General features: G+C 63.5%; 21 protein-coding genes. 12 read left to right on the top strand and 9 right to left on the bottom strand.

Annotated elements, in window-relative coordinates:
• Positions 1-90: 90 nt before the first annotated feature.
• The 3 genes from HX613_RS08600 to HX613_RS08590 form a co-directional block, all read right to left on the bottom strand.
• Positions 91-603, bottom strand: coding sequence for a hypothetical protein (locus HX613_RS08600; RefSeq protein ID WP_235344951.1), 513 nt, complete (start codon positions 601-603; stop codon positions 91-93).
• Positions 604-665: 62 nt separating this feature from the next.
• A complete protein-coding gene (locus HX613_RS08595; protein ID WP_235344956.1) occupies positions 666-1,022 on the bottom strand; it encodes a hypothetical protein in 357 nt (118 codons plus the stop codon).
• A 112-nt stretch (positions 1,023-1,134) separates the two neighbouring features.
• On the bottom strand, positions 1,135-1,875 hold the full coding sequence (locus HX613_RS08590; RefSeq protein WP_235344955.1) for an HNH endonuclease: 741 nt from the start codon (positions 1,873-1,875) through the stop codon (positions 1,135-1,137).
• Positions 1,876-1,979: 104 nt separating this feature from the next.
• Here HX613_RS08590 and HX613_RS08585 point away from each other — a divergent pair, with 104 nt between their 5' ends.
• The 4 genes from HX613_RS08585 to HX613_RS08570 are packed head-to-tail and all read left to right on the top strand — an operon-like array spanning position 1,980 to position 3,882.
• Entirely contained in the window at positions 1,980-2,549 is a 570-nt protein-coding gene (locus tag HX613_RS08585) for a DUF222 domain-containing protein (protein ID WP_235344954.1), read from the top strand.
• A 22-nt stretch (positions 2,550-2,571) separates the two neighbouring features.
• A complete protein-coding gene (locus HX613_RS08580; RefSeq protein WP_235344953.1) occupies positions 2,572-2,838 on the top strand; it encodes an HNH endonuclease in 267 nt (88 codons plus the stop codon).
• 59 nt (positions 2,839-2,897) lie between these two features.
• Positions 2,898-3,341 (top strand): hypothetical protein, encoded by a 444-nt coding sequence (locus tag HX613_RS08575; protein ID WP_235344952.1) that lies wholly within the window; start codon positions 2,898-2,900, stop codon positions 3,339-3,341.
• A 28-nt stretch (positions 3,342-3,369) separates the two neighbouring features.
• The gene (locus tag HX613_RS08570; protein WP_235344951.1) at positions 3,370-3,882 is read left to right on the top strand and encodes a hypothetical protein; all 513 of its coding nucleotides are present in this window, start codon (positions 3,370-3,372) and stop codon (positions 3,880-3,882) included.
• A 157-nt stretch (positions 3,883-4,039) separates the two neighbouring features.
• Here the strand turns inward: HX613_RS08570 and HX613_RS08565 are convergent, their stop codons facing one another.
• Both HX613_RS08565 and HX613_RS08560 read right to left on the bottom strand, forming a co-directional pair.
• On the bottom strand, positions 4,040-5,968 hold the full coding sequence (locus HX613_RS08565; RefSeq protein WP_235344950.1) for an FAD-binding monooxygenase: 1,929 nt from the start codon (positions 5,966-5,968) through the stop codon (positions 4,040-4,042).
• Positions 5,969-6,044: 76 nt separating this feature from the next.
• Complete coding sequence (locus tag HX613_RS08560) at positions 6,045-7,388, bottom strand: MFS transporter (RefSeq protein ID WP_235344949.1); 1,344 nt, start codon at positions 7,386-7,388, stop codon at positions 6,045-6,047.
• Between the two features lie 168 nt (positions 7,389-7,556).
• Here HX613_RS08560 and HX613_RS08555 point away from each other — a divergent pair, with 168 nt between their 5' ends.
• From HX613_RS08555 to HX613_RS08530, 6 genes are read left to right on the top strand one after another with little or no spacing between them, the layout of a single operon-like run.
• Positions 7,557-9,038: a fumarylacetoacetate hydrolase family protein gene (locus HX613_RS08555; protein ID WP_235344948.1), complete on the top strand. Its 1,482-nt coding sequence runs from the start codon at positions 7,557-7,559 to the stop codon at positions 9,036-9,038.
• A complete protein-coding gene (locus tag HX613_RS08550) occupies positions 9,035-9,772 on the top strand; it encodes a GntR family transcriptional regulator (protein ID WP_235344947.1) in 738 nt (245 codons plus the stop codon). Before HX613_RS08555 ends, HX613_RS08550 begins: the two co-directional genes overlap by 4 nt.
• Positions 9,769-11,274 (top strand): 5-carboxymethyl-2-hydroxymuconate semialdehyde dehydrogenase, encoded by a 1,506-nt coding sequence (gene hpaE, locus HX613_RS08545; protein ID WP_235344946.1) that lies wholly within the window; start codon positions 9,769-9,771, stop codon positions 11,272-11,274. Before HX613_RS08550 ends, hpaE begins: the two co-directional genes overlap by 4 nt.
• A gap of 11 nt (positions 11,275-11,285) precedes the next feature.
• Positions 11,286-12,398: a 3,4-dihydroxyphenylacetate 2,3-dioxygenase gene (gene hpaD, locus HX613_RS08540; protein WP_235344945.1), complete on the top strand. Its 1,113-nt coding sequence runs from the start codon at positions 11,286-11,288 to the stop codon at positions 12,396-12,398.
• Positions 12,399-12,410: 12 nt separating this feature from the next.
• Positions 12,411-13,196 carry a fumarylacetoacetate hydrolase family protein gene (locus HX613_RS08535; RefSeq protein WP_235344944.1) on the top strand — a complete coding sequence of 262 codons (786 nt, stop codon included), beginning with the start codon at positions 12,411-12,413 and terminating at the stop codon, positions 13,194-13,196.
• Positions 13,181-13,969: an HpcH/HpaI aldolase family protein gene (locus tag HX613_RS08530; protein ID WP_235344943.1), complete on the top strand. Its 789-nt coding sequence runs from the start codon at positions 13,181-13,183 to the stop codon at positions 13,967-13,969. The genes HX613_RS08535 and HX613_RS08530 overlap by 16 nt, the downstream gene beginning before the upstream one ends.
• An 89-nt stretch (positions 13,970-14,058) precedes the next feature.
• Here the strand turns inward: HX613_RS08530 and HX613_RS08525 are convergent, their stop codons facing one another.
• A complete protein-coding gene (locus HX613_RS08525) occupies positions 14,059-15,996 on the bottom strand; it encodes a hypothetical protein (protein WP_235344942.1) in 1,938 nt (645 codons plus the stop codon).
• 383 nt (positions 15,997-16,379) lie between these two features.
• Here HX613_RS08525 and HX613_RS08520 point away from each other — a divergent pair, with 383 nt between their 5' ends.
• Positions 16,380-18,044, top strand: a complete 1,665-nt coding sequence (locus HX613_RS08520) for a PrsW family intramembrane metalloprotease (protein ID WP_235344941.1) — start codon at positions 16,380-16,382, stop codon at positions 18,042-18,044.
• A gap of 8 nt (positions 18,045-18,052) precedes the next feature.
• On the top strand, positions 18,053-19,240 hold the full coding sequence (locus HX613_RS08515; RefSeq protein WP_235344940.1) for a MarP family serine protease: 1,188 nt from the start codon (positions 18,053-18,055) through the stop codon (positions 19,238-19,240).
• A gap of 46 nt (positions 19,241-19,286) precedes the next feature.
• Here the strand turns inward: HX613_RS08515 and HX613_RS08510 are convergent, their stop codons facing one another.
• The 3 genes from HX613_RS08510 to upp all read right to left on the bottom strand — a co-directional run bounded on the left by HX613_RS08510 (position 19,287) and on the right by upp (position 22,064).
• Positions 19,287-20,228: an endonuclease/exonuclease/phosphatase family protein gene (locus HX613_RS08510; RefSeq protein ID WP_235344939.1), complete on the bottom strand. Its 942-nt coding sequence runs from the start codon at positions 20,226-20,228 to the stop codon at positions 19,287-19,289.
• Positions 20,229-20,315: 87 nt separating this feature from the next.
• Positions 20,316-21,143 (bottom strand): winged helix-turn-helix transcriptional regulator, encoded by an 828-nt coding sequence (locus tag HX613_RS08505; protein ID WP_235344938.1) that lies wholly within the window; start codon positions 21,141-21,143, stop codon positions 20,316-20,318.
• 282 nt (positions 21,144-21,425) lie between these two features.
• On the bottom strand, positions 21,426-22,064 hold the full coding sequence (gene upp / locus HX613_RS08500) for a uracil phosphoribosyltransferase (RefSeq protein ID WP_235344937.1): 639 nt from the start codon (positions 22,062-22,064) through the stop codon (positions 21,426-21,428).
• Positions 22,065-22,068: the final 4 nt, after the last annotated feature.

The raw sequence follows: 22,068 nt of genomic DNA, 5'->3' as shown, positions 1-22,068 counted from the left end.
GGCAATGAGTCCGCTGATTCCAGCTGCGATCACCATGATGCTGCCCATGTGGTCGCCGGCGTGGACGCCTCATAGCGGTCTTGCGCGCAGTCACGGCTGATGCTTCGGACGAGATCTGCCAACAGACGATCCGGCGCTCCCCGCTGCACCAAGCGCCAAAGCACCCACCAAACATATGAAGAAGCCGAAGTCAGGGACTGCGACTTCCATGCCACCCGTCGGCATTCCCTCAGCAGTCTGACCGTCCCATATCAGAGACGGCGGGTTGAGAGCGGCGAAGACGAGAACGATGATGAGGAGCGCGGCGATGACCATCGCTGCACCAGACCACCAGCGCGAGATTCCGAAGAGCAGAGGCAGAATCGAGAAGACGACCACCAACAGCCAGACTGCGAAGAATCCTGGAACAGCAGTCGCCGGATCAAACGGGTGCTCCCCCAACGACGTGATCCTGATCCTCGGCCCATCATCGTTTCCGCTGTCGAGGATGGGTACGAAGATCGTGATCACCCACGCGGCGACAGTCACCAGCGGCAGGAGAGTCGCAATCCGGTGGAAGCGCGTTGTTCGGGGTCCGTGAGAGCTGCCATCGTCAACATTCATACTCAGAATCCTGAGGCGGATCGTGGTGTCAGCCGTGTCGGATCTGTTGCAGTCTCAGCACGTCACCCGACGTCGAACATCCCCGAGCGCAGAGCCTCCTCAATTGTGCTTCCCGTCGAAGCCTCCGGCACACGCCGCCGGCCAGACGACCGAGATCGACCAGGCCCACGGGACCGGGGACGGTATCTCAGACTCACTGTCGGCGGAAGGCACAGAGGATCGACCACCTCGGCGATCTCGGCGATCTCGCAGTCGTTGCTCTCCCCTGCCGGCGCCGCTGCCACGAACTTCCTGGCCTCCGAGGCCGAGATCGGGAGGAACGGCAGCTCCACCTCACGTTCGCCGACGTCGCCCGACTCCGAATCCGCGTCAGGCGGGTCTTTCTGCGGTTCGAGCAGCCGGCGAGTTTCAGCCGCCAATCGTCGGCGGCGTTCGCATCCGGTGGTGCTGTACCGGGCCGTGGGTATCTCATTCGTCTGACGAACGGAGGCGTTGCCGCTTCATAGTCGAGGCCGCTAGGTGTGGTGACCTTCAAACCCTGAGCCGTGGCCTCGTGCTTCCACCCCGGTGTTCCTTTGCATAGTTGCAGGCTGCACACAGTCCCGAGCCGTTCTCCCACGAGGTCGCTCCCCCGGATGCATATCCCTCGGCGTGATCGGCGTGCTTGATTCTGGCATCGCACCACGGCGTCCGGCACACGTCATCGCGGTAGACGACCATCTGCCTGAGCAATCCGGTGAAGGACCGCGAGCGGGATTCCATGCCCACCAGTTGGCCATCGGTGACCTGAGTGAACATGCGGCGGATGAAGACCTCTGCCTCATTTGCGGCGATGAAGCTGCGAGCCGTCTTGGCAGGCAGGGGGCCGAATCCGGGCAGCCACGCGGGAACCATACCGTCGGAGAACAGGGATTCCGCCTCGATGACAAGGTGGACTTCGGTGGGAACTGCCTCGGCGCCTGCCTGACCGGTGAGCCGCTCGACGAGGGTGTCGGCCATGAGCTGATTGTGCCTGCGCCCCTGTGCCGTCCCGGCTGCCAGGGCTGAATCTGTCGCTTCTCGCAGTCCTTCATAGACCGCGACTGCCTGTTGGATGGGCAGAATCGCAGAGACACGTCCCATCCCGTCATCGAGCGGGGTCATCGTCACGCGCCGATTGGCTGTTGCCCTCTTCACCCGTTCGGCAGCGGCTTCGTCGTTCATCTCTTCTGCCAGGGCTCGCGCTTCGGTCCGCAGACTCCGCAGACCCGATGGCCCCATACTCGATTTCATTCGAGTGTCGATCTTGCGTCGGTCGGCGGAAGGCAGGCATGCGGTTCGTCGACCATGATGCGTGCCTTGTCCTCGGAGATCTCACCCGAGGCCAGTGTCGCGAATTGCCCAACACATTCAAGGCACTGTCCTCGGGTGAGATCTCCGAGGACAAGGCACGCATCATGGTCGACGAGACCGCATGCCTGCCTTCCGCCGACCGACGCAAGATCGACACTCGAATGAAATCGAGTATGGGGCCATCGGGTCTGCGGAGTCTGCGGACCGAAGCGCGAGCCCTGGCAGAAGAGATGAACGACGAAGCCGCTGCCGAACGGGTGAAGAGGGCAACAGCCAATCGGCGCGTGACGATGACCCCGCTCGATGACGGGATGGGACGTGTCTCTGCGATTCTGCCCATCCAACAGGCAGTCGCGGTCTATGAAGGACTGCGAGAGAAGCGACAGATTCAGCCCTGGCAGCCGGGACGGCACAGGGGCGCAGGCACAATCAGCTCATGGCCGACACCCTCGTCGAGCGGCTCACCGGTCAGGCAGGCGCCGAGGCAGTTCCCACCGAAGTCCACCTTGTCATCGAGGCGGAATCCCTGTTCTCCGACGGTATGTTCCCGCGTGGCTGCCCGGATTCGGCCCCCTGCCTGCCAAGACGGCTCGCAGCTTCATCGCCGCAAATGAGGCAGAGGTCTTCATCCGCCGCATGTTCACTCAGGTCACCGATGGCCAACTGGTGGGCATGGAATCCCGCTCGCGGTCCTTCACCGGATTGCTCAGGCAGATGGTCGTCTACCGCGATGACGTGTGCCGGACGCCGTGGTGCGATGCCAGAATCAAGCACGCCGATCACGCCGAGGGATATGCATCCGGGGGAGCGACCTCGTGGGAGAACGGCTCGGGACTGTGTGCAGCCTGCAACTATGCAAAGGAACACCGGGGTGGAAGCACGAGGCCACGGCTCAGGGTTTGAAGGTCACCACACCTAGCGGCCTCGACTATGAAGCGGCAACGCCTCCGTTCGTCAGACGAATGAGATACCCACGGCCCGGTACAGCACCACCGGATGCGAACGCCGCCGACGATTGGCGGCTGAAACTCGCCGGGCTGCTCGAACCGCAGAAAGACCCGCCTGACGCGGATTCGGAGTCGGGCGACGTCGGCGAACGTGAGGTGGAGCTGCCGTTCCTCCCGATCTCGGCCTCGGAGGCCAGGAAGTTCGTGGCAGCGGCGCCGGCAGGGGAGAGCAACGACTGCGAGATCGCCGAGATCGCCGAGGTGGTCGATCCTCTGTGCCTTCCGCCGACAGTGAGTCTGAGATACCGTCCCGGTCCCGTGGGCCTGGTCGATCTCGGTCGTCTGGCCGGCGGCGTGTGCCGGAGGCTTCGACGGGAAGCACAATTGAGGAGGCTCTGCGCTCGGGGATGTTCGACGTCGGGTGACGTGCTGAGACTGCAACAGATCCGACACGGCTGACACCACGATCCGCCTCAGGATTCTGAGTATGAATGTTGACGATGGCAGCTCTCACGGACCCCGAACAACGCGCTTCCACCGGATTGCGACTCTCCTGCCGCTGGTGACTGTCGCCGCGTGGGTGATCACGATCTTCGTACCCATCCTCGACAGCGGAAACGATGATGGGCCGAGGATCAGGATCACGTCGTTGGGGGAGCACCCGTTTGATCCGGCGACTGCTGTTCCAGGATTCTTCGCAGTCTGGCTGTTGGTGGTCGTCTTCTCGATTCTGCCTCTGCTCTTCGGAATCTCGCGCTGGTGGTCTGGTGCAGCGATGGTCATCGCCGCGCTCCTCATCATCGTTCTCGTCTTCGCCGCTCTCAACCCGCCGTCTCTGATATGGGACGGTCAGACTGCTGAGGGAATGCCGACGGGTGGCATGGAAGTCGCAGTCCCTGACTTCGGCTTCTTCATATGTTTGGTGGGTGCTTTGGCGCTTGGTGCAGCGGGGAGCGCCGGATCGTCTGTTGGCAGATCTCGTCCGAAGCATCAGCCGTGACTGCGCGCAAGACCGCTATGAGGCGTCCACGCCGGCGACCACATGGGCAGCATCATGGTGATCGCAGCTGGAATCAGCGGACTCATTGCCCAACGACAACGCCGACGCCTCCTCAGGTGAGGTATGCCCACACTGAAGAGACGTCGGCGACAGTGGATCAGACTCGCTGCTGTTCCCAAGACGTCACTGTTCGGAGACGAAACACTCCGTCGAAGAACTTGCCGATCTCGTCATGGGCATCCAACGGGAAGATGCCCGAGACGTACTGATCGGGACGGACCACGACCACAGCACCGTCACGGCTGATGCCGCGCACGTCGAAGATGTCCTCATCGGCCAGCGTCGCGTAGATCTTCTCCACATACTCAAGGTCGAACTCGCCCACATGCGGACGGAAGACCGTCGGCACATCGGGGAAGGAGAACTCGGTGTGACCCTGCTGGTAGATGACGCTGAGCTCGAGGAGGCTGTCGAGGTCCTCACCTGCACGACGGTACTTGACCAACGGCGAGGCCGGGTCGGCACTGAGCCAGTCGGCCAACTGGGTGACCTTGGACGAGGCATTGCTACCCGGTGCCGGCGCATCGGCGAAGACATAGACGCGCCAGCGGCCGTCGGCCCGTGCCCTGTGTCCCAGGTGGATGTAGTTGGCGTCGCAGCTGCGCTGGACCCGAGCAGACTTGAACCTCTTGCCCACGGGGAAGCCGGTGGCCAGCTCCTGGTGCGCGGTGGACGCTGTGATCATCGACTCGGTGTATTCGGTCATGAACCCGGCCGGGAACTCAGCGGTCTTGACATAGAAGTCCTGCAGGTAGGTCTCGTCCGGCAGCTCCTCCTGCGGAGTGGCCATCAGCGTCGACCATTCCTTGTCGAAGTCGATGAGGTTCTTCGCCGTGACCTGACGCTCGGCGGAATAGGTCCGCAGCAGCTCCTGTGAGGATCGTCCGGACAGCACTTGGCCGAGCTTCCACGAGATGTTGAACCCGTCCTGCATCGACACGTTCATGCCCTGACCGGCCTTCGCCGAGTGCGTGTGGCAGGCGTCGCCGGTGATGAACACGCGTGGACACGGTGATCCGGGAGTCGTGTCGTCGGTGTCGTCGAAGGCATCGGTGAGCCGGTGCCCGACCTCATAGACACTGTGCCAGGCGACGTTCTTCACGTCGATGCTGTAGGGCTTGATGATGGCGTTCGCACGATCGATGATCTCATCGACGCTCGTCTGCCGCACCTTGCGTGCATCGTCCTCTGGGACCTCGCCGAGGTCGACGTACATGCGGAACAGGTGCCCGCCCTCGCGGGGGATGTGAAGGATGTTGCCATGTTTGGAGGAGATGGCGCACTTAGTGCGGATATCGGGGAAGTCGGAGTTGGCGAGCACGTCCATGACGCCCCAGGCGTGATTGGCCTGGTCGCCGGTCATCGTGCGACCGATCGACCTGCGTACGCCCGAGCGGGCTCCGTCGCAGCCGACGACATAACCGGCGCGGATCGTGCGCTCTTCGCCTGCGCGCGCTCCTGCGGTATAGCGAACTGTCACCGTCACCGGGTGATTTGAACCGGTGTCACCGTCGACGCTCAGATCGACGAACTCGATGCCGTAGTCGGGCTCGACGCGTCCGGGGGACTGCTTGGCGAATTGAGCGAAGTAGTCGAGGACGCGAGCCTGGTTGACTATGAGGTGCGGAAACTCGCTGATTCCGGTTTCATCGTCCTTCGGCCGTCCCGTACGGATGATGTGCTCGGGGTTCTCCGGGTCCGGGTTCCAGAAGGACATGTCGATGATGTGATAACCCTCGCGGATGATCTCCTCGGCGAATCCGAACGCCTGGAAGGTCTCGACCGATCGGGCCTGGATGCCATCGGCCTGACCGATGACCAGTCGTGAGTCCCGCTTCTCGATCATCCGGGTGTTGACCTCGGGATACTGAGACAGCTGTGCCGCCGCAATCATGCCCGCCGGGCCGCTGCCGACGATGAGGACATCGACCTCATCGGGCAGGTCCTGTGGACGATCGATTCCGTAACCTGCTGCAGCTTCGATCCGCGGGTCTGCGGACACATAGCCGTGCTGGTGAAAATGCATGTCAACCTCCGGTTCATCACACGTCTTTGTGACTTTCCAATATTAGCAGTTCATATACGATCGTGTGTTACTCAGGTCATCTTGAGCCAATGCCTATGACTGGGCTCACCGACTGCTCTTCCTCGTGGTCGGGGCCCAGGGGGATGCGCGACCGGTCCCGCAGGGCCAAAGTTGCGGCAAGGGATATGAGCGTGATGATGGCCAGATAGATGGCCACCGAGGTGGTTGTGCCGGTCGACGCCACCAGCGCCTTTGCGATCGTGGGAGCAAAGGCTCCGCCCAGGATCGACCCGATCGCATAGGAGACCGATACACCGGAGAATCGCACGCTGGAGGGGAAGATCTCGGCATACATCGCCGGTTGCTGCCCGTAGGTGAATCCGAGCCCGACGGTTAAGATGATCAGCCCCAGGAAGAGCATCCAGATGCTGCCGGTGTTGACCAGCGGGAAGAGCGAGAAGATGCCGATCAGCAGCAGTACCCAGCCCAGCAGATAGGTGTTCTTGCGACCGATCTTGTCAGAGACGGAGCCGGCGATGATCGTGAAGATCAGCCACGACACCGCCGATGCGGAGACTGCCCAGAGCACGGGGCCGCGATCGAGCCCGACCGGTCCGGTTGGGTCCGTGGCGTAGTTCTGGATGTAGCCGCCGGTGGTCATGTAGCCTGCGGCATTGTTGCCGACGAAGACCAGCGAGGCCAGGATGACGAGCAGCCAGTGGCCCTTGAACAGTTTGCCCAGCGGATTGGTCACTTGCTCCTTACGCTCGGCGATCTCGTGGAAGACGGGGGACTCTTCGACGCCGCGGCGGATCCAGTAGCCCACGGCGACGAGCAGGATCGAGAGGAAGAACGGCACCCGCCAGCCCCACTCGAGGAAGGCCTCTCCGGGGGCGATCGCGGTCATGAGCGCGAGCACGCCCGAAGAGAGGATGAGTCCGATGGAGACGCCGATCTGCGGGAAGGATCCGCGCAGCCCGCGATGCTTGGGCTCCGCGTGCTCGACGGCCAGAAGAACCGCTCCGCCCCACTCGCCGCCGGCTGAGATGCCCTGGATGATGCGTAGGACGATGAGGAGGATGGGTGCCGCGATGCCGATCGAATCGTAGGTCGGCAGGAAGCCGATCAGAGCGGTGGCGGCACCCATGGCGATGAGCGTGATGATGAGGACGACCCGTCGCCCCAGCTTGTCGCCGTAGTGTCCGGCCAGGAAAGCGCCCAGGGGTCGGAACAGGAAGCTGATGCCGACGGTGGCGAAGGCGACCATGGTCGACAGCGTCGAACCCAGCGGGCCGAAGAACAGCTCGTTGAAGATCAGCCCTGAGGCCGCCGCATAGAGGAAGTAGTCGTACCACTCGATGCTGGTACCGACGACGGTCGCGAATGCCACCCGACCTTGGGTGTGCTTTTTACTCACCATGACTCCTGTGTCGCTTTGAGGCTGCTGCGTTAGTGCCGCTGTCCCATGGGAGATCGCAGCTATCGGAGCGCTGACGTGACCTCAATCATGTGACGCGGACTACTTGTCCTCCGGAACCGTATCATATACGATCTGGGTGAAAGCCAATCGAAATGAGGTGCGAGATCGATGTCGACTCCAGCTGGTGTCCCAGTCCGACCGGGCAAGATCATTGCCGTCCACGTGGCGTACGAGTCACGCTCCGCCCAGCGCGGAAAACGGCCGTCCCAGCCGTCCTACTTCCTCAAGGCCACCAGTTCCCTGGCCGCATCGGGTGAGGCGATCGAGCGTCCCGCCGGAACATCGCTGCTCGCCTTCGAAGGCGAGATCGCGGTCGTCATCGGCACCGCGGCCCGATCCGTCAGCCCCGACGAGGCCTGGACCTTCGTCGAGGGAGTGACCGCGTCCAACGACTTCGGCCTCTACGACATCAAGTCTCCCGACAAGGGCTCGAATCTGCGGTCGAAGAGCCGCGACGGCTACACGCCGCTGGGCCCCGACATCATCCCCGCAGCCGAGGCTGACCCCCAGTCGCTGCGCATCCGCACCTGGGTCAACGGCGAGGTCAAGCAGGACGACGGCACGAGTGCCGCACAGCTGATCTTCCCCCTGACCCGGATCATCGCCGATCTCAGCCAGCACATGACCCTGGAGCCCGGTGACGTCATCCTCACCGGAACTCCCGCAGGATCAACTGTTGTGGCGCCCGGGGATACGGTCGAGGTCGAGGTCACGACCACCTCGGCGAGCACCGGATCAGAACTCAGCTCGGGTCGCCTCGTCACGAATGTCGTCGAGGGACCGGGCGCATTCGACCGGAACCTCGGCAGCACCCCAGCCGTGACCGAAGCCCTGCAGGCCGACGCCTGGGGATCACGTGAGGAAGCCGGTCTGGCACCGGAGGAATCGTCCACCGGTCCGCTGAGTGAGGACCTGCGCGCCAAGCTCACCGAGGCTCCGACCGCTGGTCTCTCCGCGCAGCTGCGTGCACGGGGACTCAACAACGTCGTCATCGAAGGCGTCTCCCCGCTCGTGCCCGGCAGCAAGGTCGTGGGCACCGCGAAGACGCTGCGCTTCGTGCCCAACCGCGAGGACCTGTTCAAATCACACGGCGGCGGATACAACGCCCAGAAGCGGGCCTTCGACTCGCTGCAGTCCGGCGAGGTCGTCGTCATCGAAGCACGCGGCGAGTCCGGCTCGGGAACCCTCGGCGACGTGCTCGCGCTGCGGGCCAAGGCGCAGGGCGCGACAGGCGTCATCACCGACGGGGGAGTCCGCGACTCCGCCGAGGTGGCCGGGATCCTCCCCGTGTTCTCAACGTCGAGGAATCCCGCCGTGCTCGGCCGCAAGCACGTCCCGTGGGAATCCGACGTGGCCGTGGCCTGCGGAAACGCCACAGTGCTGCCCGGCGACGTGATCGTCGGAGACGACGACGGAGTCATCGTCATCCCACGCGGTCTCGTTGAGGAAGTCGTCGCTGCGGCGCTGACGAAGGAGATCGAAGACGGATGGGTGGCCGAGCAGGTGGCCGCCGGCAACCCGATCGAGTCGCTGTTCCCACCTAAGGGCGAATGGAAAGAGAAGTTCGAAGCCTGGAAAGCCTCACGATGACCACCGCTGACGCCGTCGACGCACCGGCGGAGCCGAGCTCACTGAGCAAAGCGGAGACGGCCTACCGCTGGATCCGTAAGTGCATCGCGGATCAGACCTTCGAACCCGGGCACAAACTGGTGCTGGCTCAGATCGCTCTCGAGCTCGATACCTCCGTCGTTCCGGTCAGGGAGGCCATCCGCCGCCTCGAGGCCGATGGGCTCGTGACCTTCGAACGCAATGTCGGAGCCCGGGTCGCCATGGTCGACCAGAGCTCGTACGCCCAGTCGATGGAGGCCGTGGCGATCCTCGAGGGAGCCGCGACCGCGCAGGCTCTTGATTTCCTGGACGAGCACGATCTCGCCGAGGCTGATGCGATCAATGAGCGCATGCGTGACCTGCTCGCCGACTTCGATCCCACCGAGTTCACCCGCCTCAACCACGAATTCCATGCGGCACTGTTTCGGCGGTGCCCGAACGAACGGCTGCACACCCTGGTCGCTGTCGAATGGGACCGTCTGGCGCACCTGCGGAACTCGACCTTCTCCTTCGTGCCCGAACGGGCACGGGGTTCGGTCGACGAGCACGCCAGGATCGTCGCACTCATCCGGGCCCGCGCCTCGGCGGAGGAGATCGAGCGAGTCGTGAGGAATCACCGCTCAACGACCCTCGCCAGCTACCAGGAAGCCCAAGCCAAAACCCCAGATACCCCTGCAAGCACAGGAAACATCGACAGAGAAGAGGACAAGTCATGACCGAGTCCACTGCAACTCCCGCGAATCTGCCGGAGAAGATCCGTCACTACATCAACGGCGAGTTCGTCGATTCGATCGACGGCGAGGAATTCGACGTCATCAACCCGGTGACCAACGAGCCCTACATCAAGGCCGCATCAGGCAAGAAGGCCGACATCGACGCAGCCGTCGCCTCGGCGAAGCAGGCCTTCGACGAAGGCCCGTGGCCCTCGATGCTCCCACGTGAGCGTGCGCGCGTGCTCAACAAGATCGCCGACATCGCCGAGACCCGCAGCCAGGAACTCGCCGAGATGGAGTCCTTCGATTCCGGGCTGCCGATCACCCAGGCCAAGGGCCAGGCCAACCGCGCCGCGGAGAACTTCCGCTTCTTCGCCGATCTCATCGTCGCCCAGGTCGATGACGCCTTCAAGGTTCCCGGACGCCAGGCCAACTACGTCAACCGCAAACCCATCGGCGTCGCCGGGCTCATCACCCCGTGGAACACGCCGTTCATGCTCGAGTCCTGGAAGTTGGCTCCGGCCATCGCGACCGGCAACGCCGTCGTGCTCAAGCCTGCAGAATTCACCCCGCTGTCGGCCTCGCTGTGGCCGGGCATCTTCGAAGAGGCCGGACTGCCCAAGGGTGTGTTCAATATGGTCAACGGCTTCGGCGAAGAGGGCTTCGCCGGAGACTCCCTCGTCAAGCATCCCGACGTCCCGCTCATCTCCTTCACCGGTGAGTCCACGACTGGTCAGACGATCTTCGCCAACGCCGCTCCCTGGCTCAAGGGCCTGTCGATGGAGCTCGGCGGAAAGTCACCGGCCGTCGTCTTCGCCGATGCGGACCTCGATGCCGCGATCAATGCCACTGTCTTCGGCGTCTTCTCCCTCAACGGCGAACGCTGCACCGCCGGTTCGCGCATCCTGGTCGAGGAATCCGTCTATGACGAATTCGTCGAGCGCTACGCTGCCCAGGCCAAGCGTGTGAAGGTGGGCCTGCCGTCGGATCCCAGCACCGAGGTGGCCGCACTGGTCCACCCCGAGCACTACGACAAGGTCATGTCCTACGTCGAAATCGGCAAGCAGGAAGCTCGCCTCGTCGCTGGCGGCGGCCGCCCCGAAGGGTTCGACACCGGCAACTTCGTCGAGCCGACCGTGTTCGCCGATGTCACCCCGGACGCTCGGATCTTCCAGGAGGAGATCTTCGGACCCGTCGTCGCGATCACACCCTTCAAGTCCGATGAGGAGGCGCTGCAGCTGGCCAACAACACCAAGTACGGTCTGGCCGCCTACATCTGGACCTCCGACCTCAAGCGGGCGCACAACTTCTCACAGGCCGTCGAATCCGGAATGGTGTGGCTGAACTCGAATAACGTCCGCGACCTTCGCACCCCCTTCGGCGGTGTCAAGGCTTCGGGCCTCGGCCACGAGGGCGGCTACCGGTCGATTGACTTCTACACGGAGCAGCAGTCCGTGCACATCAACCTCGGCGATGTCCACAATCCAGTCTTCGGGAAGCAGTGAGAGGAAACCACATGTCCCAAACAATCCCAGTCCCAACGGTTCCGGCCCCGGACATTCTGCGGTGCGCCTATATGGAGCTCGTCGTCACCGATCTGAAGAAGTCGCGCGACTTCTACGTCGATGTGCTCGATCTGCAGGTCACCGAGGAAGACGAGAACGCCGTCTACCTGCGGTCCATGGAAGAGTTCATCCACCACAACCTGATCCTCCGCCAGGGTCCGATTGCCGCGGTGGCCGCATTCTCCTACCGAGTGCGCAGCCCTGAAGACGTCGACGCCGCCGAGGCGTACTACCGCGAACTCGGCTGCCCGGTTGTGCGGAAGAAGGAGGGATTCGTCGCCGGCATCGGTGATTCGGTGCGCGTCCAGGATCCCCTCGGCTTCCCCTACGAGTTCTTCTACGAGGTCGACCACGTCGAACGTCTGGCCTGGCGCTACGACCTCTACTCTCCGGGTGCACTCGTCCGTATCGACCACTTCAACCAGGTCACCCCGGACGTGCCGAAGGCCGTGGACTACATGGAGAACCTGGGATTCCGCGTCACCGAGGACATCCAGGACTCCGACGGCACTGTCTTCGCTGCGTGGATGCGGCGCAAGCCCACGGTGCACGACACCGCGATGACCGGCGGTGACGGACCGCGCATGCACCACGTCGCGTTCGCCACGCACGAGAAGCACAACATCCTCGCCATCTGCGACAAGCTCGGTGCGCTGCGCCTGTCCGACGCAATCGAGCGCGGGCCGGGTCGCCACGGCGTCTCGAACGCCTTCTACCTCTATCTGCGCGACCCTGACGGTCACCGGATCGAGATCTACACGCAGGACTACTACACCGGCGACCCCGACAACCCACGCGTGACCTGGGACGTCCACGACAACCAGCGCCGTGACTGGTGGGGCAACCCGGTCGTGCCCTCCTGGTACACCGACGCCTCCACGGTCCTCGACCTCGAGGGCTACCCGGTGTCGCTGACTCAGCGCACCGACGACTCCGAAATGGACGTCACGATCGGCGCCGACGGGTTCTCCTACACTCGCCGTGAGGACGCGACGACGAACTTCGGTGAGCATTCCGGTGCTGACGACGGAGAAGACGAGTTCAAATTGGGCCACCAGCTCTGAGGAGACGCGCACATGCTCGATGAAACAACGATCGCGGCGATCGCCGACGATCTGGCGCAAGCGGAGAAGGACCGGACGAAGATCGGTCTGCTCACGACCAAGTACCCCGATATGACCGTCGAGGATTCCTACGCCGTGCAGAACGAATGGCGTCGCCGCGGTGAAGCATCAGGGCGCAGACTGATCGGTCACAAGATCGGACTGACCTCGAAGCCGATGCAGCAGGCGACGGGGATCAGTGAACCCGACTACGGTGCGATCTTCGCCGACCAGGTCTATGACACAGGTTCGGTCATCGACCACTCGCAGTATTCGGGCGTGCGAGTCGAGGTCGAACTCGCCTTCGTGCTGAAGGACGAGCTGCGCGGGCCAGACATCAGTCTCATCGATGTGCTGCGCGCCACCGAATACGTGGTGCCGGCGCTCGAGGTGCTGTCCTCGCGGATCGAGATGGAAGGCCGCACCATCGTCGACACGATCTCCGACAACGCTGCGTTGGGGGCCATGGTCCTCGGTGGCAATCCGGTGACCGTCGACGCGGTGGATCTGCGCCGGGTCGGGGCACTGCTGTACCGCAATGAGTCGGTCGAGGACTCCGGGCTCGCAGCCGCCGTCCTCGACCACCCGGCCCGCGGCATCGTGTGGCTGGCGAACAAACTGGCCGAACACGGCGATGTCCTCCAGGCCGGCGAGACGGTCCTGGCCGGGTCCTTCACCCGCCCCATGTGGGTCAGCACGGGCGATACAGTCCACGCCGACTACGGAGATCTGGGAGTCATCACATGTCGTTTCGAGTAGAGCTGCCGCAGACCTTCACCCAGCGCGTGACCGAGCTGGGCGACGGAGAGTATCTGGCCGGAATGTGGGTCTGCTCCGGCTCGCCCGCAGCCGCGGAGATCGCTGCGGCCTCAGGGATGCAGTGGGTGCTCATCGACGCCGAGCATTCGCCGATCGGCTTGGAAACCACGACCAGTCTGCTGCGCGCAATGAACGGATACCCCGCGACTCCCGTCGTGCGGGTGCCCGTCAACGACCAGGTCCTCATCAAGCAGTACCTCGACCTCGGTGCGCAGAACCTGCTCGTGCCGATGATCGACACCCCTGCCGACGCCGAGGCGGCCGTGCGTTCCGTGTACTACCCACCTCGCGGTGTGCGTGGGGTGGGATCGGCACTGGCGCGGGCCTCCCGCTGGAACGCGGTGCCGAACTACCTCGCGAGGGCCGAGGAGCTCGTGTCCCTGACCGTGCAGATCGAATCGGCAACGGCGGTGGACAACGCGGCGGAGATCGCCGCAGTCGACGGAATCGATGCAGTGTTCGTCGGGCCCTCTGACCTTGCTGCTTCGATGGGTCTGCTCGGGCAGCAGACGCATCCCGATGTCACCGATGCGGTGCTGCGGACCTTCGATGCGGTCAAGGCGGCCGGCAAACTCGTCGGCGTCAACGCCTTCGATCCCGAACAGGCACGGAAATACCTCGACTCCGGTGCCTCATTCGTCCTCGTCGGCGCCGACGTCGGACTGATGATGAACGGCGCTCGCGCCTGGGCCGAGACCTGGGTGCAGGAATGATCGACTAATCGGGCGCTGAGCGGCTGAGCAGCTGAGGGGCGTGGTGGTGGCCCGGAGGACGTGTGTCCTCCGGGCCACCGCTTTCCTCCTTACTCCCTATTTCGCCGGCTGCCGGTGATCAGCAGTGCTGTGGCTCCGAGCCCGATGAGGAAGATTCCAGCACCGATGAGCATTCCGTTGCCCGTGGTTCCCGTCCTCGGCAGCGGTGCCGGTGGGGCGGGTGCAGCAGGCTTATCAGCGACCGGTGCGGCCGTTGGTTCGACAGGCGGCGCAGGCTTGTCAGCGACGGGTTCGACCGGTGGTTCTGCTGGCGCTTCAGGCGGTTCTGGTGGAGCAGGTGGTGTCGCGGGCTCCTCGGGTGGCATCGTCGGAGTCTCTTCGGGCGGCCTGTGCACTGTTTCAGCAGGTATGCCCCAGTCGCTCGTCCACTTCTGGTGCTCGTCATTGCCCTGGATCGTGGTCACATAGGACACCCACCCGACGGGCATGTCAACAGCCTCTGAGCTCACGGTTGCCTTTCCCTCTTGGTCTCCGACGACGGTGATGTCCTGAGAATGGAGCTTCGTGCCGCCGACTTCCTTCGACTGCTGCGGCTCTGACTCTGAGTGATATGCCGTTATCGTGATCACAGCTTCACCGCCCGGGCGCAATCCGCTGACCGTGACTTCGTCGTGGACGGCGTTGACCTCAAGAACCGCTTCCGTCTCGGCCCTCGGAGTCCAGGGGACGAAGCCTGTCTCCCGTGGCTGACCGTGGGTGCCCTTCCACTCCTTGGTGGACTCGTCGCCGCTGATGGTCTCGGTGAAGTACATCCATCCGTGGAAGTCCTTCGGGACTGTGATTGCGTCGGAACGGTGCGTGCCGTTGCCGACGTCCTTCGACGTCACTTCTGCGATCACCTCGGCGTCGTCGTTCTTCTTCCCGGGTTCGGGTGCCGATTCCGTCTTCCACAGTTGATGTTCGACGGTCACCGTATGGTCGCCGACCAGGCCGGAGACAGTGAACTTGTCGGTGATCGAATCGCCGGTCTGTGGGCTCTGGTCAGAGATGTCGGTGGACACGCGAGGCTGCGAGGTCATGTCGACCTTCGCCTGAGCAGAGATCTCGACAGGTTCGTCAGGGGTGATGACGCGTTGGACACGTTTGGTCTTCTGCGGTTCGTAGAGCAGGACAGACTCGGGAGCGAGACTCGCTGTGGCCTTGGCCGTGACCGCGCCCGGAGCGTTGAGTCTGAGGGTGGTGACAACGGGTTTCGCCTCGCTGGTCAGGGACTTCGGTGCGTCCTCGGTTCCGTCGACGTCGAGAGTGATGGGAACACCCGGCACGGCAGTGCCGGAGGAGCTGGTCAAGGACACCGAGAGCGTGACTGTATCCGTCGTGGGGAGCTGGGGGCTCGTATCGTCGTCGTTATCGACATCGACTCGTTTGAAGTCACCGCCCTCGAGTCCCTGATTGCCATACGGCTCGAGCACCGGCATGGCTACGACGGGAGTCAAGCTGACATCGAGGGTATAGGGGCCCGCGAGCTTCTTCGCCTCGGCGCTGATCTTTGAGAACTGCTTGGCAGCACCTTTGAACTTCTTTCCCAGATCGCCCGGCTCCTGCGGTGGAACCTTGTGATCATGCGGGATCGCCTCATCCAGGCGCGCCAATGCGCTCAAGGCCGCCTGCACGTCCGCCGATTCGGATCCGGAGTACTCGTGCAGCGCCCACGCGGTCTGCGCGGTGGTGATCTTCTGCGCTTTCGAGTTCTTGAAGTACTTGGGCAGAGGCGACTGCTTGCCGGCATCGATGCAGTACGCCTGCGTGTCATCGAAGGTTCTGTAGGAGCCGTACCAGGTCTTGCCCTGCGGAGCGTGATGCCAGATGCCCTGACCATAGGTGGCGCTGGCCTTGAGCATCGGCACTTCCCCAAGCGAGGCGGGCGGCCCTTGGGCCATGGCCGGACCGAGCCCGATGAGAGATGCCAGAGCCAGGACCAGGAAGAAGAGAGCGGAGCGGAGAGTGAAGCGTCTGCGAGTAGTCATACCCCGATTCCACGATGGACGAGTCGAGCCTGACCAGAGCAGAAAATCTGCCTGTGAATTCACCCGGCGCCGTCCACAGGAAAACGAACATGAGTCGACGGCGATCGCAGCGGGGGTGTGGACAGACGAACGAGACCCCGGATGGGCATCGTTCCAGGTCACGATGGGTGCCATTGAGATTGGACGGGCAGCGCACGATTTCATGGCTGCTCTCCCTCGCCGAGGTGGTGCCGGGAACGGTGATCCGTCCACATAGCAGCGAACTTGAGTGGCCACCGAAAGTCAGCAACTGTTGCGGTACGGCAACACCGTTTTGGGCCTGACGTCAGCATTGGACCGTAAACTTGGCGAGGCGGTGAATTCCATACCAAGAAGGACGATATATGTCGCATCAGGCGGGCCCCGGAAACGGCCCCGACTCGCAGCAGAACGCGCACCCGGGCAATTCCGTGCCCCCACGCGCGCAACCGTCTCGGGTCGCCGACCCCCGGAACCCCAACGTGCCGCCTCAGCAAGGGATGCCGCAGCAGGGGCAAGTGCCGCCACAGGGGCCACCGATGCAAGTCCCGCCGCCACAGCGCCCGAACAACGACCGGTTTCGGCCGCGACCGCAGCAGCCCGGCCCTGGTTCGCAGGGGCCAGGCTCTCAGCCGCCGCCGCGGCAGATTCCCCAGCCGGGAATGAACCCCGCGCCACAAGGCCAGGGCAACCCCCACCTCGGCGCCCCAATGAGCCAGCCGCCGATGCAGGGCCAGGCACAGATGTATGGCCAGCCGCCGATGCAGGGACGTGTCTACGAACAGGCGCGGTTCGCCCCGACCGTGACCCAGGAGATGCGGGTCCGCGCACGCCTGCAGGCGCCTCAGCAGGTGATCTCGGAGACTCCGTGGACCGGGGCCGTGCGCCAATCTCAGCCTGAGGAAGAGCCCGGTTCGACCGCCAACATCATCCGTCTGGTCATCGCCATCCTTGCTGTGGTCGGGCTATTCATCGGGCTGTTGGTTCTCGCTCTTCTGGGGGGACTGAGCTTCGGCCTCAGGCTCTTCGCCCTGGTCGCGCTGTCGGCGATACCACTGATCGGAATCATCGCCTATGTGCTTTGGCTCGACCGATGGAAACCGCAGCCGAAGATCATCCTCGGCCTCTGCCTCCTCTGGGGCGCCGTCGCTGCCGTCACCCTGACGCTCGTGTTCTCCATCGTCGGCAAGGTCGCGCTCTATTTCGCCGGCGTCGGAAGTCTGCCCGATGCCTACGGCGCAGTCGTCGAGGCCCCGATCGTCGAAGAGACGACGAAGACCGTTCTGCTTGTCGTCATCGTCCTCGCCGCTCGCCGACACTTCGAAGGTCCCCTCGACGGCCTCGTGTACGGAGCCCTCATCGGCGCAGGCTTCGCCTTCACCGAGAATGTCCTCTACCTCGGAGGAGCCTGGGAACAGAGCGGCGGGAACCTCCTCGTAACATTCATCCTCCGCTGCGTGTGCTCACCGCTCCTGCACACTGTGTTCTGCACCTGTGCTGGCGTGACCATCGGCTTCGCTGCCCGCAAGTGGAAGTGGTGGGCGATTGTCCTGATGTGGCTGCCTGGCCTTCTCGTCGGTATGCTTCTTCACGCCGTCTGGAACGGCACGATGACCGGTCTGGGCCAGATCAACGCGATCGTGTCGATCATCGGTCTCATCGTCGTCAGCTTCATGTTCACCACTTGCTGGGTGGTGCTCGGGATACTCCTGCGACGCAGCGAGCGACTCCACACACAGAACATGCTCGGCGACTACGCGAACACGGGATGGATGACTCACTCCGAAGTCGACATGCTCGCAACCTGGAAGGGACGCAAGTTCGGCAAGCGCTGGGCCGATTCCTTCCCCGGCGGCAAAGAGGAGATGCGCACCATGATCCGCACCTCTGGAGATCTCTCGACTACGCGCATGCGGCTCCTGGCCGGAGTCGGCGGGCAGAAGGAACGTGACATCGAGAGCTTCCAGCTGAAGAAGTTCTCCTCCGCCCGCGATCGCCTTCTGGCCGCATCGGGAAGCGTGGTGCGCTGACTCTCGTGATGCTCGTCGACGTCGTCATCATCATCCTGGGGATCGCTGCGCTCTTCTCCGGGTTCCGCCAGGGTTTCATCATCGGCCTCGCCACTGTCGCCGGCTTCGTGGTCGGCTGGATCGTGGGCAGGCTGCTCTCACCCCTGATCGAACGCCTGAGCGAAGGCACCCAGGTCATGGAGAATCCCGGTGTCGTCATCCTCCTCGCATCGATGCCGCTCGTCCTCAGCGTTCTGTTCGCCTTCGTCGGCAACGGGGTCGGCGTGTGGATCAAACGATCCATGGACTCGGAGCTCGGGCAGGGCATCGACTCGATCGGCGGCACAGTCACCGCGGGCGTCGTCTACGTCCTCGTCGTCTGGCTGGCGGCGGGCTTCATTCGGACCACGCCGTGGGTCGAGCCGAACCGATGGGTCGCAGACTCCACGGTGATTGCGGCCGTTGACAAGACGATCCCGTACTCCTCACAGATCGCTCTGGGCGACATCTCCCAAGGTCTCGAGGCCACAGGATTTCCGCAAGTATTCTCGGGGCAGACAGAGCAGATCCGCGGCGTCGGAGAACCCGACTCCGCGATGGTCGACGTCGGTCGTGGTGTGGAGGAATCCGTCGTCAAGGTCACGACGACTGCCACCACCTGCCCGACGGGATCCGAGGGCTCGGGGTTCGTCTACAGTGACGGACTCATCGCCACCAACGCCCACGTCGTTGCAGGCTCAACGGACCTCGCCGTCCAGGTCGGCGGTAAGGGCAGGCCGTATTCCGCCGAGGTGGTGGAATTCGATTCCGAGGCCGACGTGGCCGTCCTGCGGGTTCCCGAGCTCGATGCTCCCGCCCTCGAATTCGGCGGCGGGCTCGGACCGGGAGATGACTCCGTAGTCGCCGGTTTCCCCCAGAACGGGCCTTATACGATCTCTCCTTCGCGAGTGCGGGAGAAGATCGACGCGCGCGGTCTCGACATCTACGATTCGGGCTCAGTGGTGCGCGAGGTGTATTCGCTGCGTGGAATCGTCCGCGAAGGAAACTCGGGGGGTCCGCTGCTCGACGCGAACGGTGACGTGGTGGGGATGGTCTTCGCCAGGTCCGCCACCGATGAGGAGACAGGGTATGCCCTCACGCGAGCGGAGATCAGCGACGAACTGCAGGCAGGAGCACAGAACCGGACTCCGGAGTCGACAGGACACTGCACCGGCTGAGGCAGCGTATAGGCGATGAAAACTATTTCACGTCAAGGCTGACGAGCTATTTCACGTCAAGGCCGGCGAGAACGGCGCGGTGATCACTCGAGCCGCGGTCGAGCACCTCGTCGGAGGTGGCGTCGAACCCGCGATAGAGAACATGGTCGAGCCGGGTGATGGGGAGGCGGGCAGGCCAAGTGAAACCGAAGCCGCCGCCGGTTTCGACCCGCGAGTCCTCAAGTGGGGGAGACAGGGTCGAGAAGTTGGTATCCGTCGTTGCGGTGTTGAAGTCACCGGCCACGATGACACGTTCGGCTTCATCGGTTTCGACCTCTGTGGCCAACCTGCGGATTGCGGCATTGCGCATGGCTTCGTGGCCAGGTCGCACCGAAGGCAAGTGTACGGAGTAGAACCTGATGTCGCCGTGGTCTGTGGAGACGGTTGTGGCGAAGGCACGAGGCCACTGCAGTCCCAGGTCTACCTCTTCGGGTGCGGACATCGGCCATTTCGACCACACGCCGATCGTGTCGACGACCTGCGAATGCTGGAACGAGGAATCGAGTTCCTTGTGGATGATCTTGCCCGACAGGGACTCGAGCTCCTGAATCGTGACGATGTCGGGGTCAGCGGATACGAGATTCTTCGCCGCTGCGGTGGGTTCGGACAACCTGGCACCCACATTGTGCGTGGCGACGGTGATATCCGGGTCGCCAGTGTCGCTCGCCGGAATCACCGCGGAGCCGAACATCGAGGCCCAGACCACTGTCGGCACCAGGAAGCCGATTGCTGAGAGCAGCGAGAAGCGGATGAGGAACATGAGCAGGACCAGGGCCAGGAAGATTCCCGTCCACGGCAGAATGCTCTCGATGAGCAGCGCAATGCCCATCCTGGTCGGCAGCAGGTGGTGGAGCAGGAGAAATGCGGCATAGGCGATGCCGAAGATCAGCGCGGTGATCCCCTTGGCTGGGCTATGCGTTTTCCTGGGTTGAGAATATTCCTCGTTCATCGATTAAGAATCTTAACCGTTGAGTCTGTCCTCATGCTGGGCGAGCCATGCGACGTGGCTCACTTTTCGCCCAAGAATAGGATTCAGTCACCGGTGGGCGGTGGCGGACCACACTGTGACATCGGGGTGAGTGTCATAGCGGTAGCCGGAGCCTCTCATCGTCCGAATCACCGAAGAGTACTCTCCCAGACGTCGGCGCAGGCGTCGGATGTGCACGTCAACAGTCCTCTCATCAGGGACTTCGCCACCCGACCAGACGGCCGTGATGAGATCTTCACGGGGCAGAGTGGAGTCGGCATGAGATACGAGAGTCGCCAGGAGGTCGAATTCCTTGGTGGTGACATCGATGAGATCGCCGTCGATGCGAACCTCGCGGCGCGGGATGTCGATGCGCAGGCGCTCGGCGGTTCTGTTCTGGAAGTTCCCATCGAATCGGGATCCGAAGCCGCCTGTGGGGGCGGCTTCGCCGATGCCCTGCTCGGGCTCGCGGCGCAGGGTCGGTGGATGGATCCGGTTGGGAATGCGCGAGCGGACCGGGCCGTGTGATCCAGCTGGGGTGCCCGTGGCGGCGGGGGAGCCGTTGGCCACGGCACGAACGGCATCGATGTCGTTGCCGCGACCCTCCGGCGCCAGAGCGATGACCGCTTGGGTCTCGGCCTGGGAGGCCAATTCCTTCGCGTAGGCCTGCAGCTCACCGGCGATTGCGGAGAGGTTGGTCCCATCGGCAGCCGCCTTGGACTCATCAAGACCGATGTAGACGATGATTCCGCGGGCTGCCTTCGGAGACGGCACGACACCGGCGGGGCCGAAGGTGTGGGGCGGGTTCTGCGGATCTACTGCACTCAACCGGGCTCCTGCGCGTCGGATGGCAGCTGCGCTGCGTGGATGTGCGTACGCTGGTTCTGGATTCGACATGGCTGTCCTTTGCTTCGACCTGTCAGGCCGTTGTGACTGAATGAGTCCGCTGCGGAGTCTGCGTGTACTCGTTCGAAGCCGGACAGCGGAGGGACGGTCACCGACAACGAACGCAGAGCATACACATGCCTGCGGGGCACATTCGCTTCGGGTGCGTCGAAGAAGTCATGACTTCATTATTTGTCACAAAACTGGCCGGTTGCAAAGGAAAGCCCGAAAATGAGACGAGTGTGACGAAATATGACGCCGAATTCTTCGTCATCCGGCGTCATCCAGCCTCGGTCAGTCGACGATTCCGTACATTCGGTCGCCGGCATCGCCGAGCCCGGGGACGATATAGCCCTTCTCGTTGAGCTTCTCGTCGAGTGCCGCCGTGTAGATCTCGACATTCGCCGACTGTGCGTAGTCCTTCTCAATGCGCGCGACGCCCTCTGGAGCACTGACGAGACAGACCGCCGTGACGTCCCTGGCACCTCGGGCGAGGAGGAAGTCGATGGCCATGGCCAAGGTCCCACCCGTGGCCAGCATCGGATCGACGACGAAGATCTGCCGACCGCTGAGGTCATCGGGCAGACGATCTGCGTATGCGCTGGGCTCAAATGTCTCCTCGTCGCGGACCATCCCCAGAAAGCCGACCTCGGCGGTGGGGAGGATGCGCAGCATGCCGTCGAGCATGCCCAGGCCCGCGCGCAGGATCGGAACGACGACCGGACGCGGTTCGGCCAGGCGGGTGCCGGTGAACGTCGTGACGGGGGTCGTGATCTCCTTGTCCTCGACCGCAACCGAGCGGGTGGCCTCATAGGCGAGGAGCATGACGAGCTCCTCGGTGAGCTGACGGAAGCGAGCAGAATCCGTGCTCTGGTCACGTAGGACGCTGAGTTTGTGGGCGATGAGCGGGTGATCGGCTACATGAAGGCGCATAAGA

This window comes from Brevibacterium sp. UCMA 11754 (genome assembly GCF_021532275.1).
Taxonomy (GTDB): Bacteria; Actinomycetota; Actinomycetes; order Actinomycetales; family Brevibacteriaceae; genus Brevibacterium.
The sequence above is the reverse complement of the archived record's forward strand: the minus strand, read 5'-3'. Positions and strand labels throughout refer to the sequence as shown.

Coding starts and splice junctions, on each gene's coding strand:
- HX613_RS08550 (WP_235344947.1), top strand. CDS start 9,035: ATGACCACCGCTGACGCCGTCGACGCACCGGCGGAGCCGAGCTCACTG.
- HX613_RS08565 (WP_235344950.1), bottom strand. CDS start 5,968: ATGCATTTTCACCAGCACGGCTATGTGTCCGCAGACCCGCGGATCGAA.
- HX613_RS08570 (WP_235344951.1), top strand. CDS start 3,370: ATGAATGTTGACGATGGCAGCTCTCACGGACCCCGAACAACGCGCTTC.
- HX613_RS08560 (WP_235344949.1), bottom strand. CDS start 7,388: ATGGTGAGTAAAAAGCACACCCAAGGTCGGGTGGCATTCGCGACCGTC.
- hpaE (WP_235344946.1), top strand. CDS start 9,769: ATGACCGAGTCCACTGCAACTCCCGCGAATCTGCCGGAGAAGATCCGT.
- HX613_RS08515 (WP_235344940.1), top strand. CDS start 18,053: ATGCTCGTCGACGTCGTCATCATCATCCTGGGGATCGCTGCGCTCTTC.
- HX613_RS08505 (WP_235344938.1), bottom strand. CDS start 21,143: ATGTCGAATCCAGAACCAGCGTACGCACATCCACGCAGCGCAGCTGCC.
- HX613_RS08530 (WP_235344943.1), top strand. CDS start 13,181: ATGTCGTTTCGAGTAGAGCTGCCGCAGACCTTCACCCAGCGCGTGACC.
- HX613_RS08600 (WP_235344951.1), bottom strand. CDS start 603: ATGAATGTTGACGATGGCAGCTCTCACGGACCCCGAACAACGCGCTTC.
- HX613_RS08590 (WP_235344955.1), bottom strand. CDS start 1,875: ATGAAATCGAGTATGGGGCCATCGGGTCTGCGGAGTCTGCGGACCGAA.
- HX613_RS08520 (WP_235344941.1), top strand. CDS start 16,380: ATGTCGCATCAGGCGGGCCCCGGAAACGGCCCCGACTCGCAGCAGAAC.
- HX613_RS08525 (WP_235344942.1), bottom strand. CDS start 15,996: ATGACTACTCGCAGACGCTTCACTCTCCGCTCCGCTCTCTTCTTCCTG.
- HX613_RS08555 (WP_235344948.1), top strand. CDS start 7,557: ATGTCGACTCCAGCTGGTGTCCCAGTCCGACCGGGCAAGATCATTGCC.
- HX613_RS08575 (WP_235344952.1), top strand. CDS start 2,898: ATGAGATACCCACGGCCCGGTACAGCACCACCGGATGCGAACGCCGCC.
- HX613_RS08580 (WP_235344953.1), top strand. CDS start 2,572: ATGTTCACTCAGGTCACCGATGGCCAACTGGTGGGCATGGAATCCCGC.
- hpaD (WP_235344945.1), top strand. CDS start 11,286: ATGTCCCAAACAATCCCAGTCCCAACGGTTCCGGCCCCGGACATTCTG.
- HX613_RS08510 (WP_235344939.1), bottom strand. CDS start 20,228: ATGAACGAGGAATATTCTCAACCCAGGAAAACGCATAGCCCAGCCAAG.
- upp (WP_235344937.1), bottom strand. CDS start 22,064: ATGCGCCTTCATGTAGCCGATCACCCGCTCATCGCCCACAAACTCAGC.
- HX613_RS08535 (WP_235344944.1), top strand. CDS start 12,411: ATGCTCGATGAAACAACGATCGCGGCGATCGCCGACGATCTGGCGCAA.